A 13,797-nucleotide genomic window follows, 5' to 3' on the forward strand; every position below is an offset into this window, starting at 1 on the left:
GTGCCGAGAGAGATCGGGGAGGCTGGTGGTCGGGGAGGCTGGTTAGAAGCCCTTGCCCATCAGCTCGCGGGCGATGATGTTCTTCTGGATCTCGGTCGTGCCCTCGTAGATCTGCGTGATCTTCGCGTCGCGGTAGAAGCGCTCGACCGGGAAGTCGTTCACGTAGCCTGCCCCACCGTGGATCTGGACGGCCTCGTCGGCCACGGAGACGGCGACGTTGGAGGCGAACTCCTTCGCCATGGAGGCGAGCATCGTGATGTCCTCGCCCTGGTCGACGTTCCAGGCGGCCTTGTACGTGAGGTTGCGTGCGGCCTCGGTCTTCGTGTGCATCTCGGCGAGCTTGTGCTGGATGGCCTGGAAATCGCCGATGGGACGGCCGAACTGCTCGCGTTCCTTGGCGTACGAGAGTGCGGCCTCGGAGGCACCCTTCGCGATACCGACGCCCTGTGCGGCGACGGCGGTCCGGGTCTCGTCGAAGAACTGCATCTGCTGGAGGAAGCCCATGCCGCGGGTCCCGATGAGGTTGTCCTCGGGGACGCGCACGTCGTCGAGGATGAGTTCGGCCGTGTCGGAGGCACGGATACCGAGTTTGCCGGTGATCTTCTCGGACTTGAAGCCGTCGCGGTCGGACTCGACGACGATCTGGCTGAAGCCGTTGTAGCGGCCCTCGGCGTCGGGGTCGGTCTGGCAGAGGACGACGTAGTAGTCCCCGATGGACCCGTTCGTGATCCACATCTTGTTGCCGTTGATGACCCACTCGTCACCGTCCTTCTCGGCCTGCGTGCTCACGGAGGAGACGTCGGAGCCGGTGTCGGGCTCGGAGATGGCCGCGCCCATGATGGCCTCTCCCTGCGGGATGGGCTCGAGGAAGCGCTCTTTCTGCTCTTCGGTCCCGAACTCCATGATGGCGTCCGCGCCGAAGGAGGCGGAGGTCAGACACAGACCGATACCCGCGTCGACCGCGAACAGCTCCTCGGTGATGAGGGCGGATTCGAGGTTGCCGTAGTCAGCGCCACCGTACTCGAACGGGATGTGCGCGCCGAGCAGGCCCGCGTCGGCGGCCTTCTCCATGACCTCCCACGGGAACTTCTCTTCGACGTCGTACTCCTGTGCGACGGGCTCGATCTCGTTCTCCGCGAACCGTCGAACCTCCTCTTTGATCTGTTTCTGCTCGTCTGTAAGGGCGAAGTCCATAGGCAACTATTAACGAATTCAGGGTTAAAAATCTATGTAACCCGAAATAAACTGGAAAAAAGTTTCTCGTTTCAGCAGGGGAAACCTTGAAACGGTTGCCAGTTGTCGGTCCGAACATGGAGTTGGACCAAATCAACACTATCACAGTTCTTGGTGCAGGGAACATGGGCCACGGCATCGCCGAGGTCGCAGCCCTCGCAGGATACGACGTCAACCTGCGCGACATCAACGACGAGCTCGTCCAGGACGGCTACGACCAGATCGAGTGGAGCCTGAACAAGCTCGCGGAGAAGGAAGCCATCACGCAGGACGACGCGGACGCCGCGATCGACCGCGTGACACCCATCGTCGACCTCGAGGAGGCGGTCCAGGACACGGACTTCGTCATCGAGGCCATCGTCGAGCGGATGGACATCAAGAAGGACGTCTGGGGCGAGGTCGACGAGTACGCGCCCGCCCACGCCGTCTTCGCGACCAACACGTCCAGCCTCTCCATCTCGGAGATCGCGACCGCGACCGACCGCGCCGACCAGTTCTGCGGGATGCACTTCTTCAACCCGCCGGTGCGCATGGACCTCGTCGAGGTCATCTCCGGCGCGGAGACGAGCGACGAGACGATGGACGTCACCGAGGACCTCGCCGAAGCGATGGGCAAGACGCCCGTCCGCGTGCGCAAAGACGTCCCCGGATTCATCGTCAACCGCATCCTCGTCCCCCTGATGAACGAGGCCGCGTGGCTCGTCCACGACGGCGAAGCGACCATCGAGGAGGTCGACTCCACGACGAAGTTCGACATCGGCCTCCCGATGGGCAGCTTCGAACTCGCGGACTACGTCGGCATCGACGTCGGCCACCACGTCCTCGACTACATGCACGACGAGCTGGGCGCGAAGTACGAGCCCTGCCCGCTCCTCGTCGAGAAGGTCGAAGAGGAGAACCTCGGCCAGAAGACCGGCAAGGGCTTCTACGACTACGAGGACGGCGACGGTGCCGACATCCCGATGGACGAGCACAGCGCGCTCGTCAAGGAGCGCCTCCTGGCCTCGATGGCGAACGAGGTCTCCTACCTCATCGGTGACGACGTGGCCTCCGCGGACGAGATCGACCAGGCCGTCAAACTCGGCGGGCGCTTCCCGAAGGGCCCGGCCAAGATGGCCGACGAGTACGGCCTCAACAAGCTCCTCTCCGCGCTGAAGTCCGCCTACGAGGAGACCGAGCACGCCCGCTACGAGCCCGACGAGCACTTCGAGAGCTTCGTCGGCGAGGGCTTCCACGGTGGCGCGGGTGCCGAGGAGGACGAGGGTGTCGACTTCGACACGCTCGAGCTCCACTACCCCGGCGACATGGTCGGCCACATCGAGCTCAACCGGCCCCAGCAGATGAACTCCATCTCGCTGGAGCTCATCGAGGAGCTCGACGACGCCATCGACCTCATGGAGGAGGACGACGAGGTTCGCGCCATCCTCATGACCGGCGCGGGCGGCAAGGCGTTCTCCGCCGGTGCCGACTTCATGAGCATCGCGGGCGGCGGCGCAGACCCGCTCGGCGCGGTCGAACTCTCGAAGTACGGCCAGGAGACCTTCGGCCGACTCGAGACGACCGAGATGCCGGTCGTGGCCGCCATCGACGGCTACTGTCTCGGCGGCGGCATGGAGCTGGCGACCTGCGCCGACATGCGCCTCGCGACGACGCGCTCGAACTTCGGTCAGCCCGAGTTCGACCTCGGCCTGCTCCCCGGCTGGGGCGGCACGCAGCGCCTCCAGCGCATCGTCGGTATGGGCCGCGCGAAGGAGATCATCTTCACGACGGACCACTTCGACGCCGAGACGATGCACGACTTCGGCTTCGTGAACGAGGTCGTCGAGCCCGGTGAGTTCGAGGAGAAGGCCCACGAACTCGCCGCCAAGCTCGCCGGCGGCCCGCCGATCGCCATGCGCTACACGAAGCGCGCCATGGCGAAGGGCTGGGACGACACCGACGCCGGCCTCGAGATCGAGAGCATGGGCTTCGGCCACGTCGTCGGCACCGAGGACGTGCACGCGGGCATCAACGCGTTCTTCGGCGACGACGACCCCGAGTTCGAAGGCAAGTAACCCCCGGACACCACCCGTTTTTCTTTCGCGCCCGAGTGCCGCCAGAGACAGGGCTTTGTCGACCCGGACCCGAGCCCCGGGTATGTTCACCGGGAAGACGGAGCAACCGTGTTGTCTCTGCGACGACCCGGAGACGGCCACCCGCATCGACCTCCCACCGCGGGCGGTCCCGGCGATGAAACACGCCGACGCCATCGCGTGGCAGGACATCGTCGGCGAGGTCTCCATCCACTTCTGTGCGAACGACTGGGAGCTCGTCAGGGACCTCGTGCTCGACATGGGCATGAACCCACTCGGGCGCTGTAACGTCGCTCGCGCGTCGTTCGACCTCCGGGAGGACTTCGAGGCGATGCTGAGCCAGACGCGGGACGAGCCAGACCACGGCCCGGTCGAGCAGCGGATGCTGGAGGAGAGCGAGGCTGTCCTCGAAGCCGAGGAAGCGACAGACCGGGCGCGGGTCGAGGCGCTCCTCGTCCGGTGGACCCTGTCGGACCGCCTACCCAGTTAGGGAGAACCGGCATCCTGCCTGGGGTGGTCCGGGAGGATATGACACTCCTCGATATCGTCGACCGCGTCCGTCAGCGTGAGAAGACGCTGACGTTGTTCAACCTGCCCCCCGGCTCGTCGCTCGACACCCGGCTCGCCTCGTTCTTCCGGGACCAGAACCTCCGGGTCGAGGTCGACGACACCTCAACGGAGGCACCGTGTTTCGCCACACTGACCGACAGCGAGACACTGTATACGGCGGTCGACGCGAGCGACCTGTTCGACCTGCTCGACGGGCCCGACGCCGGCCCCGACGACCTCGGTGTGGACGACTCCGCGCACGCGGCCCTGCTCGCCCCGCTGAAGGAGACGACGTTCACCAGCTACGACCGGGACGACATGATGGCCGTCACGCGCGAGATCGAAGACCGGGCCTTCCGCGCGGGCAGCGGAACGCTCTCGGCCGGCTTCCAGCAGCTCTCGAACTTCGACGACCAGACCGACGTGTACCGCCGCCTCGCGACGACCGACCTCGACCTGCACGTGTTCGGCCGACCCGACGGCCACACCGCCGTCGATGGGGTGACCGTCCACGGGCTCGACACCGAGGAGATACGACGAACCTGGTTCGTCGTGTTCGACGGCGGTGGCCGTCCCGAGCTGAAGAGCGCCCTGCTGGCGGTCGAACGCGGTGCGGGCGCGTTCTACGGCACGTGGTCCTACGACCCGGCGGTCGTGGACGAGGTGACGGAGCGCCTGTTGACCCACACCGACCACGTGGCCCCCTAACGTCTCGGTTCGACAGGACGACAGGACCCGCCCAGAACCGGGAGACGGGAGGGAATACCATTCCAGAACGTACCAGAAATAAAATATGTGGGCGCGGCATTTATGAACCATAGCCTCCATGGGTCGTGTGTGGCAGAAAACGACGGTCAAGGGGCTGGTAGCTCATCGGACGGCCTCGAGGTGCTCGTCGTCGACGACGAGTCACGACTGGCAGACCTCTTCGCGGCGTGGCTCACGACGGAGTACAACGTCGAAGCGGCCTACGACGGGGAATCGGCGCTCGAGTTGATGGAAGAGTCGGTGGAGATCGTCCTGTTGGACCGACGGATGCCCGGACTCTCGGGTGACGAGGTGCTCGAACGTATCCGCGCGGACGGCTACGACTGTCGAGTGGTGATGGTCACGGCTGTCGACCCGGACTTCGACATCATCGAGATGGGCTTCGACGACTACCTCGTCAAGCCGGTCTCGAAGGACGAGCTCCTCGATGTCGTCAAGAACGTCACCTCACGGTCGGACTACGAGAGCGACATCCAGGAGTACTACTCGCTGGTCTCGAAGAAGTCGCTCCTCGAGTCCGAGAAATCCGAGCGCGAACTCGACGACAACGAAGAGTACACCGAGCTGTGTGCGCGTGTCGACGAACTTCGCAACAAGGTCGACGACGCCGTCTCCGGAATGCAAGACCACGACGATTTCGTCGGTGCGTTCCAGGACCTTCCCGGCGGCAGCTGATCAGGCCGGTTTCACGTCCGAGAACTCGAACCGAGCACCACCTTCAGCGCTTTCGACGACGCGGGTCGTCCAGCCGTGAGCACTTGCTACTTCTCGCACGACCCAGAGCCCGATGCCCAGGCCGTCCTCCGACGTCGTGAACTCCGAATCGAACGCGTTCTCGCGAACCGATTTCGGCATGCCCTCGCCGTCGTCTGCGACGTAGAAGCCCGCGGGTCGGGTCAGTTCGGGTTCCTCGGGTGCTGCGTTGTCCTCGCCGGGGAACTCGAAGCCGCCGGTCTGCACCTCGGTCTCCCCGTCGACGGCGGTGGGGGGTTCGAGCAGGCCGACGTCGATGGCGACCTCCTCGCCACCGTGTTCGACCGCGTTCCGGAACAGGTTCTCCAGCGCCCGCAGGAGGCGGGACCGGTCGACCGCGATACGCATCGACTCGCCCACCGTCAGGGTCGCCGACTTGGTGTCCACGTTGGACCACGCCTCGCGGACGATGGTCTCGAGGTCGGTCGGCTCCGTCTCCGTGACGGTCTGGCCCTGCCGGGCGATGGCGAGCACGTCCGCGACGATGTCCTCCATGCGGTCGAGGCCGTCCTCGACGTGCTGGATGTACGTCGCGACCGAGTCGTCGGTCTGCTCTTTGACCAGGTCGAGGTAGCCCTGTGACACCCCGAGCGGGTTGCGCAGGTCGTGGCTCACGATGCTGGCGAACGCGTCGAGACGTTCGTTCTGTCGCTGGAGCTCCTGTTCGCGCTTCTTCCGTTCGGTGACGTCGCGGACGACACCGACGGTCCCCCGGAACTGCTCGTCCTCGAACGGGAGGAGCGCGATCTGGACCTCGCCCGGGAAGGTCCGGCCGTCCTTGGTCTCGACGACGACCTCCTGGGTCTCGCCTTCCATGCGTCGGTCCCGGACCATCCGTCGGATGATGTCACGGCCTGCCGCGACCGACTCGTCGTCGAGGATGATGGAGATGTGTTCCCCGAGCAGTCCCTCGCGGGAGTAGCCCGTCATCGACATCATCGCGTTGTTGACGGTCATGAAGTGGCCGTCGGAGTCGAGGACGTACATGCCGTCGCCGACCGTCTCGACGAGGCGCTCGTAGCGACGCAGGACTCGCTCTTGCTGGTCGATGCGCCCGCGGATGGCGATGGTGTCGAGGACGTGCGAGACGCTGCTGGCGATCTCCCGAACCGCGCTCGTCTCCATCTCGTCGAATCCCTCGTCGTCGTTCGAGTAGACCCCGAGGATGCCGTACAGTTCGTCCTCGTATGCGAGCGGGGCGATGGCGACCGCGTTGCAGTCGCGCTCGGTCGCGGTCGCCCGCCACGGGACGGCCCCCTCGTGGGCCTCGATGTCGTTGATTATCTGGACCTCGCGACTGCGCAGCGCCTGGTCGATGACCGACTGGCGACCGGACCGTCCGACCGGGAAGGTCATGCTGATGGGCCAGTCGCCGGTCTCGCTCGCGGCGACCCACGGCACGACCTGTCGTTCGCCCCGGTCGTACTCGCCGACCCAGGCGAACTTGTAGCGACCACCGAGCGTGAGCTGGTCGCAGACGGCCTCCTCGATGTCCATCGGCGAGGACGCGTCGACGAGCGAGCGTTTCACGTCGCGGACGACGTCTTCGGGGCGGTTGCCACCGGGCGGGGCGGCAGCACCGTGGTTCCTGACGACGGAGTTCGCGACCCAGCCGGCGAACGCGTCGTCCGACCCCGGCGTCCCGATGGCGTCGAGGAAATCGACGACCTCCATGATGGCGACGCCGTCGCCGCGCTCGGCGTGGTACTCCGAGAGGACGAGCAGCGGGAGGTCGGGATGGCGCTCGCGGGTCGCCTGGAAGATGGCTGGGGAGTCGAGGGCGGTCGTATCGTCGGCGACGATGCAGTCGAGGGAGCCGTCGTCGAGGTGGTCGATGATACCGTCGAAGCCCGCCGCGGTCAGCACGTTGACGTTCGGGTAGGACCACTCCAGGGGTGCCGCCAGCCGTTCGCGTAGCTCGGCGTCGTTGCTGATGACGAGTACGGTGCTGGTGGCGCTCATGCGGAGAGGTACACCTCGGTGTCGGCCAACGACAGTTCAGACCGGCCCCACGCGAACATCGAGTCTGTTACCGATGCTGTTCGCTGGTTCCCATAAAGACGCTTGTGGTTACCTAGCCACACACCGTGGGTGTGGGTCGGCGTCTCGCCAGCGAGAATCGGGAGGCCGCGGCTCAGGCCTGCCGGTAGACGAGGTTGCGCTGGATGGCGTTCGCGCCCTCGTAGATGACGGGGATGCGCACGTCGCGGTAGACCCGGGCGATGCGGCGTTCGTCGAGGACGGACCGACCGCCGTGGAGCTGCATGCCCTTCTCGGCGTTGTGGGTGGCGGTCTCGGTCGCCTTCGTCTTGGCCATGGCCGCCCAGTAGCCGGCGTTCTGTCCCGACGCGACCTTCTCGCAGGCCCGCCAGGTGAGCGACCGGGCGGACTCGAACTCGATGAGCATGTCGGCGAGGTCGTGCTGGACCGACTGGAAGTCGCTGACCTTGCGGCCGAACTGCTCGCGGTCGTGGACGAAGTCCCAGGCCTCCTCGATGGCGGCGGCAGCGAGGCCGAGGCCGTGGCCGGCGACGACGACGCGACCGTGGTTGAAGAACTCCGCGAGCATCATGAAGCCGTTCCCCTCGTAGCCGATGATGTTCTCCTCGGGGATGCGGCAGTCGTCGAAGGTGATGTGGGCCTGCTTGGACGCCCGGAAGCCCATCTTCTCGGGGATGTGCTCGGCCTCGTACCCCTCAGTATCGGTCGGGACGATGAACATCGAGTGGTTCCCGTACCGGTTGTCCGGGTTGTCGCCCGTTCTCGCATAGACGGTCACCCAGTCGGCCTCGACGCCGTTGCCGATCCAGTACTTCTCGCCGTTGAGGACGTACTCGTCGCCGTCCTTCTCGGCGGTGGTCTGCATGCCCGCGAGGTCGCTCCCGGTCTCGGGTTCCGAGACCGCCAGCCCGGAGAGCTGCTCGCCCTCCGCGACCGGTCGGAGGTACTTTTCTTTCTGTTCCTCGTTGCCGTACTCGTACGTTATCTCGCAGCCGAAGCTGGCGAGCTGGAGGGTGAGCGCGATGCCCGCGTCGGCGCGGTAGAATTCCTCCGTGATGGCCAGTATCTCCGGGAGCGAGAGGCCGCGACCGCCGTACTCCTCGGGAATGTCCTGAGCGACGAGGCCAGCCTCCTGCCCGGCTTCCAGTATCTCGGTCGGGTAGTCGCCGGAGCTGTAGTACTCCTGGGCGTTGGGTTCGATGTGCTCGGCCGCGAACTCGCGGGCTTCTGCTTTGATATCCAGGGCTTCCTCCGGGACGATGGAATCCTCGAGAAGTTCCATAGGCCGGGGTTCGAACCGTGGGCCTATATAGCGTTTGGCACGGTGCCCGTGTCGCCGCTTCTTCGCGCTTCCCGCGTCCGATTCCGTCGCCCCGTCTCCTGGGCTCAGAGGCCACGTCGGGTTTGGCGCACCTGGTGCGCCTGCCCTCGAAGACGAACCATCGAGTACTGACCTGTTCGAGGCCCTGTTCTCACTCCGGTACCGGGGTTGTCGCCCGGTAGACCGTGCCATCGAATCGGAAGATGAACGTCCGTTCCGTGTTCGGCACGGCCTCGTCGGCGGTGGCATCGTCCCCACTGGCATCGTCGTCGGTGGCCGCATCGTCGGTCCGGTCCGGGGCGGGCCCGAGGACCTGCGCCACCGCGTCCGCCGTCGTGGTGAGCCGGACGCTGTCGATGGTCTCGTCCCCGTGAAGGAACGCCAGCGTGTCCCGGAGTGCCTGGCGCTGGAACACCTGTTCGAGGACGAACGTCACCTGCGGGTCACGCCCGGTTGCCCGGGACAGTTCGACCGTGGCGCGGTCGTCTTCGGGGAGTGACTCACTGCCCGCCGGTGTCGCCGCAACGACGAGCGTCCCGGTTCCCGCGTCCCGGGCCGGTGTGCCGGCGAACGGCGAGGGCGAAAGCCGCACGCGTGACCCCGCGGTCACGTCGAACAGGGCCGCGACGCAGTTCACGGTCTCCAGGTCGCGGAACGCCCCGAAGAAGACCGCGTACCGGCCGGACCGGAGCCCGGGCAGGGCCGACCGGTCGACGATGGACCGGGGTTCGCCGCCGAGGCGGAGCGTCCGCGTCTCGGTCTCTCCCGGGAACAGCGCGGCCGGAAGCTCACCGGCTGGCGTCGGTAGCAGCGAGCGCCACTCGCCGTCGCGCAGTTTGAACACCCGGACCGCCGTCGGGACGACGCGCTGGTCGCTCAGGTCGTGCAGCGTGAACCGGACCGGGACGGGGGTCGTGACCGACTCGCTGGTCGGTTCGATGAATATCTCGCCGTCGGTCTCGTGGAACCACCGGGTCGCACAGGCCGGGAGGTCGGGGACGGTCACGTCGCCGAACCGTGACGCCGGCGGCCGGGTCGACTCCCAGACGGACACGGTGAACGTCGTGCCACGGTCGTCGCGAAAGCGGTACACACCGGGGAGCAGGCAGTCGCCATCGTCCGGGGTGACGATGTCGTACTCCCGCTCCACCTCCTCACCCGGATTCAGGTCGACCGACTCCGTTATCTCCGGGGGTCGGAAGGCCTTCGGGAACCGCCAGCAGCCTTCGGTCTCCCACGACCACGCCACGTCGAATCGCTCGTCGTTCGTGGGCACGAGCAGCAGTCGCGGCGGCTCACTCGCGTTCCGGGCCGCGTCTGGACCGGTCGTCTGCGCCTCGTACGTTCCGACGTAGGAACCGAAGGGCTCGACGCCGTCGAACCGGAACGTGGCAGGGGTCTCGCCCGTGTTGGTCGCCGCAATCGACAGTCTGGGCGGGTGTTTCGGTGTCCCGTCTTCGGTGAAGCCGACGCGGTAGCCGAGCCGGTCCACCGCGGTCCCGACGTCTGCAATCGCGAGCTCGACGGGCGTGTCACCGAGGGTGGAGACCGCTCGCGAACGGAGACCCGGGGCGTCCGATTCGGTGGTCCCACTCCCGGTCGTCGGCACCGAGAACGGCTCACGCGTCCCGGTCCTGGCACTCGAACCATCCCCGAGTCCGTTACACCCGGCGAGCGCCGTCAGGCAGCCAGTGACGCTCGCGAGCAGGCTCCGTCGTCGCACGATAGACGTGCATTGGGCGCAGAGGAAATCGTTCTTCGGGTCGCGGTCACAGGTCGCGCTCGAACTCGTACGTCTGTCCCTCGTAGGTGAACCGCGCACTGGGTTCCTGGCCGAGCAGGCCGAACAGTGCGAGCCACCGCCCTGTCCACTCGACTTGCGTCGAGGATGTCGTGAGCACGACTCTGGAAACCGTCTCGTCGTCGTGGATGAACGAGAGTGTGTCACGGAGGGTCGGCACCTGCATCGCCTGCTCGCGGAGGAGGACCGCTTCGGTCTCTGTGCCGTCGAGCCGTGTCAGCACGAGCCGTTCATCCGGCTCACCCTCCTGCCGGACGGTCAGTTCGTCGCCCTCGCCGCCAGTTACGGTGGCAGCAGTGGTCGGCACGAGTGGTGCAGGCTCACCGACGAGTTCCACGAGTGCGGCCATCGAGGTGAGTCTCCCCGATTCCTCCCCGTCGACACCGTCGACGCGACCGTGTTCGACCGCGTAGAGCCCCGGGCCGAGCCCCCCAACAGCGAACGTCTCGGCCCCCTCGGTGCTGGTCTCGTCGACTGTGGCGGGGGTGGCTGTCAGCCGCCCCTGGATCACATGTGACTCGCCAGGTCGGATGGTGTGGACAGCCTCCGGGAGCTCCCGCGGCGCGACGAATCGCCAGGTCCCCTCGTGGAGTTTGTACAGACGCCAGCCGTCGGTGTGGATGGTGAACGCCCTGGCCGCGTAGTTGACGAACTCGAGGGAGAGCGTCCCGTCGGCAAGCTGGACCAGTTCGGCGCTCGGTCGTGTGTACACCCTGTCGCCTGCCCGTGTCTCGTGGTACCAGCTCGTGGCGGGAATCAGTGGCAGGTCCGGGACCACCCGCCCAGCGAACCGTGACTCGATGACCGCGAACGCCTCTACCGTGTTGAACACCGAGACGGTGAACGCCCCGAAGTCGTCGACCACGAACCGGTACTGGCCCGGAACGAGACAGCCGGCCTGCTCGGCCGGGGTGACGAGTGCGTACTCCTGCCCGAGCGTGTCGCCGGGTCCGAGGTCCCGTGTGGCCCCTTGCTGGGCGGTCGGTCGGTCGAAGTCGTCGGTCGTCCGCCAGCAGGTACCGTCGAGTACCGCGTACTCCGTCGGGTCCCCGTGCGGAACCGGACGAAGGGCGAGTCGCGCTCCGGTGTCCGGGTCGACACCCTCGAGCGAACTGATGGGTGGCTGGTCGCCGACTCGCAATCCGCGAGAGGACGACCCCTCGTTCGTGAGACCGACCCACAGCCGAACCGGCGATGCGGCCGACGACTGACCCGTGAACCCGACGGTCAGCGAGAGTCGGTCGTCGCTCTCCGGTTCGAGCGCGACCAGACTCCGGAGGGCACCGAAATCCTTTCGTGTCGTCGGCTGTTCGCGCGCCAGTGCTGCTGGGCTCCGCGGACCCTGGTCGCTCGTCTCGGTCCGGCTCCGGGGCGCGACGTCGAACGGTTCCCGGGTCTGGCTGCTATCGGTACCGAACCCGTTACAGCCGGCCAGCACGCTCGTGGCGAGGGTTCCCAGAATGGCGCGCCGGCGCATACGTCGGCCAGGGCCGGACACGACAAGTAGCTTTCAGTTGCTGCAATCCCACCAGCCGTTAAAAATTCGACGTCCCGGGGTCAGTCGTCGTCGCCTTCGGGCGCGGCCTCCTCCGGGGCCTTCCCCTTCACGAGGTCGGTGTCCTCGCCGTACTGGTCGCGCAGGACCTTCTTGTTGAACTTCCCGGTCGCGGTCTTCGGGACCTCCTCGATGTAGACCACGTCGTCCGGCACCCACCACTTGGGGTACTCGGCCTTGATGGCGTCGAGCAGGTCTTCCTGGAGCGTCTCCGTGTCGGCTCCACCGGTGGGGACGACGAAGGCGACCGGCCGCTCCTGCCAGCGCTCGTGCGGGATGCCGATGACGGTCGCCTCGGCCACGTCGTCGTGGGCCATCAGCGCGTTCTCGAGCTCGACGCTGGAGATCCACTCGCCACCGGACTTGATGACGTCCTTGGCGCGGTCGACGATCTGGACGTAGCCGTCCTCGTCGACGTTCACCACGTCGCCGGTCTTCAGCCACGTGCCGTCGTCGTCCTCGACGAAGTCCTCCTCGTTGGCCTCGGGGCGCTCGAAGTACTCGGTCGTCACCCACGGCCCGCGGACCCAGAGTTCACCGAAGTCCTCGCCGTTGTGTGGGACCTCCTCGCCGTTCTCGTCGATGACCTTCATCTCGAGGCCAGGGACCAGCAGCCCCTGCTTGGCCTGCTTCTCGTAGCGCTTCTCCGCGGGCCAGTCCTGCATCTCGGGTTTGAGGTGGGCGACGGTGCCGATGGGTGCCATCTCGGTCATCCCCCAGGCGTGGACGACCTCGACGTCGTACTGCTGGTCGAACGTCTTGATGAGCGACTTCGGTGCCGCGGAGCCGCCGATGATGATGCGTTCGAGCGAGGAGAGGTCGACCTCGTTCTCCTTCGCGTACTCCAGGAGACCGAGCCAGACCGTCGGGACGCCTGCGGTGAGGGTCACGCCCTCTTCGGCGATGAGGTTCGCGAGGTCGGCGGGCTCCGGGGACGGGCCCGGATAGACGTGTTTTGCACCCGCCGCGGTGGTCGAGAACGGCATCCCCCAGGCGTTGACGTGGAACATCGGGACGACCGGCATGACGACCTCGTCCGAGCCGATGCCGATGCCGGACTCGGGAAGCGTCGCCATCGTGTGCGCCCACAGCATCTGCTGGGTGTACTCGACGCCCTTCGGGTCACCCGTCGTCCCGGAGGTGTAGCACATCCCGGCGGGAGCCTCCTCGTCCACGTCGGGCCAGTCGTACTCCGTGGAATGGTCCTCGATGAACGACTCGTAGTCTACGACGGGGTCCAGCGAGGTCTCCGGTACCTCACTGCCCATGACCACGAACTGTTTCACGCCGTCGAAGGCGTCGGACTGTGCCGGTCCCTCGAGTTTGGGGAGGAGCGACTGGTCGACGAAGAGGACCTGGTCGTCGGCGTTCTCGACGATGTACTCGATGTGGTGGTCGGGCAGGAGCGGGTTGATGGTGTGCAACTGCGCACCCATGTTCGGAATCCCGAAGTAGGTCTCGAAGTGCCGGTGATGGTTCCAGCAGAAGGTGCCGACGCGGTCGCCCTCCTCGACCCCGACCTCGTCGAGAGCGCTGGCCAGCTGTGCGACACGGTCGGCGTACTCCTCGTAGTCGTACCGGATGATTCCCTCGTGGGTTCTGGAGACGATCTCCCGGTCCGAGAACAGTTGTTCTGCACGCCACAGGAACGGTCGAAGCGTCTGGGCTGTTGCGCCAGGCATACCCCACACTTTGGAGGGAATGATAATGATATTTGCTCACAGGCAACATCACCCGGTTGGCA

General features: G+C 66.3%; 10 protein-coding genes. 4 read left to right on the plus strand and 6 right to left on the minus strand.

Going from position 1 to position 13,797, the window contains the following annotated elements; all coding sequences use genetic code 11:
• Window positions 1-42 precede the first annotated feature (42 nt).
• A complete protein-coding gene (locus tag ACSC1S_RS06105; RefSeq protein WP_435318012.1) occupies window positions 43-1,194 on the minus strand; it encodes an acyl-CoA dehydrogenase family protein in 1,152 nt (383 codons plus the stop codon).
• 116 nt (window positions 1,195-1,310) lie between these two features.
• On the opposite strand from ACSC1S_RS06105, the gene ACSC1S_RS06110 reads away from it, so the two are divergent.
• From ACSC1S_RS06110 to ACSC1S_RS06125, 4 genes are all read left to right on the plus strand, one after another.
• A complete protein-coding gene (locus ACSC1S_RS06110; protein ID WP_435363583.1) occupies window positions 1,311-3,287 on the plus strand; it encodes a 3-hydroxyacyl-CoA dehydrogenase/enoyl-CoA hydratase family protein in 1,977 nt (658 codons plus the stop codon).
• A gap of 82 nt (window positions 3,288-3,369) precedes the next feature.
• Entirely contained in the window at window positions 3,370-3,795 is a 426-nt protein-coding gene (locus ACSC1S_RS06115) for a DUF7960 family protein (RefSeq protein ID WP_435363584.1), read from the plus strand.
• Window positions 3,796-3,833: 38 nt separating this feature from the next.
• On the plus strand, window positions 3,834-4,562 hold the full coding sequence (locus ACSC1S_RS06120) for a DICT sensory domain-containing protein (RefSeq protein WP_435363585.1): 729 nt from the start codon (window positions 3,834-3,836) through the stop codon (window positions 4,560-4,562).
• A 129-nt stretch (window positions 4,563-4,691) separates the two neighbouring features.
• Window positions 4,692-5,297 carry a HalX domain-containing protein gene (locus ACSC1S_RS06125; protein WP_435318007.1) on the plus strand — a complete coding sequence of 202 codons (606 nt, stop codon included), beginning with the start codon at window positions 4,692-4,694 and terminating at the stop codon, window positions 5,295-5,297.
• Here the strand turns inward: ACSC1S_RS06125 and ACSC1S_RS06130 are convergent, their stop codons facing one another.
• The 5 genes from ACSC1S_RS06130 to ACSC1S_RS06150 form a co-directional block, all read right to left on the minus strand.
• Entirely contained in the window at window positions 5,298-7,337 is a 2,040-nt protein-coding gene (locus ACSC1S_RS06130; RefSeq protein WP_435363586.1) for a PAS domain S-box protein, read from the minus strand.
• Window positions 7,338-7,509: 172 nt separating this feature from the next.
• Window positions 7,510-8,658, minus strand: a complete 1,149-nt coding sequence (locus ACSC1S_RS06135; RefSeq protein ID WP_435363587.1) for an acyl-CoA dehydrogenase family protein — start codon at window positions 8,656-8,658, stop codon at window positions 7,510-7,512.
• 190 nt (window positions 8,659-8,848) lie between these two features.
• The gene (locus ACSC1S_RS06140) at window positions 8,849-10,420 is read right to left on the minus strand and encodes a hypothetical protein (RefSeq protein WP_435363588.1); all 1,572 of its coding nucleotides are present in this window, start codon (window positions 10,418-10,420) and stop codon (window positions 8,849-8,851) included.
• Window positions 10,421-10,466: 46 nt separating this feature from the next.
• Window positions 10,467-11,975 carry a hypothetical protein gene (locus tag ACSC1S_RS06145; RefSeq protein ID WP_435363589.1) on the minus strand — a complete coding sequence of 503 codons (1,509 nt, stop codon included), beginning with the start codon at window positions 11,973-11,975 and terminating at the stop codon, window positions 10,467-10,469.
• 80 nt (window positions 11,976-12,055) lie between these two features.
• Window positions 12,056-13,735 carry a long-chain fatty acid--CoA ligase gene (locus tag ACSC1S_RS06150; protein WP_435363590.1) on the minus strand — a complete coding sequence of 560 codons (1,680 nt, stop codon included), beginning with the start codon at window positions 13,733-13,735 and terminating at the stop codon, window positions 12,056-12,058.
• Window positions 13,736-13,797: the final 62 nt, after the last annotated feature.

The organism is Haloarchaeobius pelagicus (assembly GCF_051207375.1).
GTDB lineage: Archaea > Halobacteriota > Halobacteria > Halobacteriales > Natrialbaceae > Haloarchaeobius.